Source organism: Marinobacter fuscus (assembly GCF_003007675.1).
GTDB lineage: Bacteria > Pseudomonadota > Gammaproteobacteria > Pseudomonadales > Oleiphilaceae > Marinobacter > Marinobacter fuscus.
Genome location: NZ_PXNP01000001.1, coordinates 1 through 996 on the forward strand (window position 1 = coordinate 1; position 996 = coordinate 996).

Consider the following 996-nt stretch of genomic DNA (forward strand, 5'->3'; position numbering starts at 1 on the left):
CCGTGGTTGAGCCTGACACCCAGGCCGCATGCCCTCTCCCGGACAGCTTGCACCAACTCGACGGATGGCGAAAGGAACCAGAAAGCAAAGGCTACCCGCCCGATTACCGTTTGAGACGGACGGCCCCAAAACTGGGGCACGCCATGAATACCAACACCGCTGACTATTGTGGCAACCAAACCAGACAGCGAATTTTCCGGCCTTGGCCATCACCAGCATGAGCGGTTTTTGCAGCCAACCCTGATGCCAAGGCCTTTGCACCGCACCAGCCAAAAACGCAAAAGCGCCTGGCCGTTAACGCCTTGGCTTTGCGGCGCACCGGAGCGCCAGCGTAGGTGCGTCCGACAACAGCCATTGGTTAAATGCTTGAATGCGCATCCGCATGCGCATAAACTGAGACCATCCATTAAATAGCCACTTGGAGGCTCAAATGGCAGAACTCTACAACGTAGCTGCCCCCAAAAAAGCGGCAAACCTCTCAGTCAATAGCGATCTGCTGCGTAAGACCCGTGAACTAAACATTAACCTGTCTGCTACCCTCGAGCGAGCGCTGAAAGAAGAACTCTCAAAACGTCAGTCAGAACAATGGGTTGAAGAAAACCGCGCCGCGATAAAAAGTTACAACGATTTTGTCGGACAACATGGATGCTTTGGCGACGAATTCAGGGAATTTTGATGGCACAGTTCGATGTATACCCCAACCCAAGCAAGACCAGCAAAGCGCACTACCCTTACCTTGTCGATATTCAGAGCAGCCTGTTGAGCGAGCTGGCAACGCGAATCGTCATCCCCTTGGGGAAACGCTCCGCATTTAGTGGTGAAGCCATGCAAGGAGTCACACCGGAAATCAGCTTTGCAGACCAAGAGCTTCTGCTGTTAACGCCTCAAATTTCCTCTGTTTCAGAAAAGCATCTCAAAAACCCGGTTGGCTCTCTATCGCACTTTAGAGACCAAATCGTTGGAGCTTTGGACATGGCTATCACCGGCATTTAACGC

At 52.5% G+C, this 996-nt stretch carries 2 protein-coding genes; both read left to right on the forward strand.

All coding sequences use genetic code 11. The features are described 5' to 3' along the window. The first annotated feature begins 430 nt into the window (after window positions 1-430). Entirely contained in the window at window positions 431-676 is a 246-nt protein-coding gene (locus C7H09_RS00005; protein ID WP_106760637.1) for a type II toxin-antitoxin system CcdA family antitoxin, read from the forward strand. Then, entirely contained in the window at window positions 676-993 is a 318-nt protein-coding gene (locus C7H09_RS00010) for a CcdB family protein (RefSeq protein WP_106760638.1), read from the forward strand. The genes C7H09_RS00005 and C7H09_RS00010 overlap by 1 nt, the downstream gene beginning before the upstream one ends. The last annotated feature ends 3 nt before the right edge of the window (window positions 994-996 follow it).

Coding starts and splice junctions, on each gene's coding strand:
- C7H09_RS00010 (WP_106760638.1), top strand. CDS start 676: ATGGCACAGTTCGATGTATACCCCAACCCAAGCAAGACCAGCAAAGCG.
- C7H09_RS00005 (WP_106760637.1), top strand. CDS start 431: ATGGCAGAACTCTACAACGTAGCTGCCCCCAAAAAAGCGGCAAACCTC.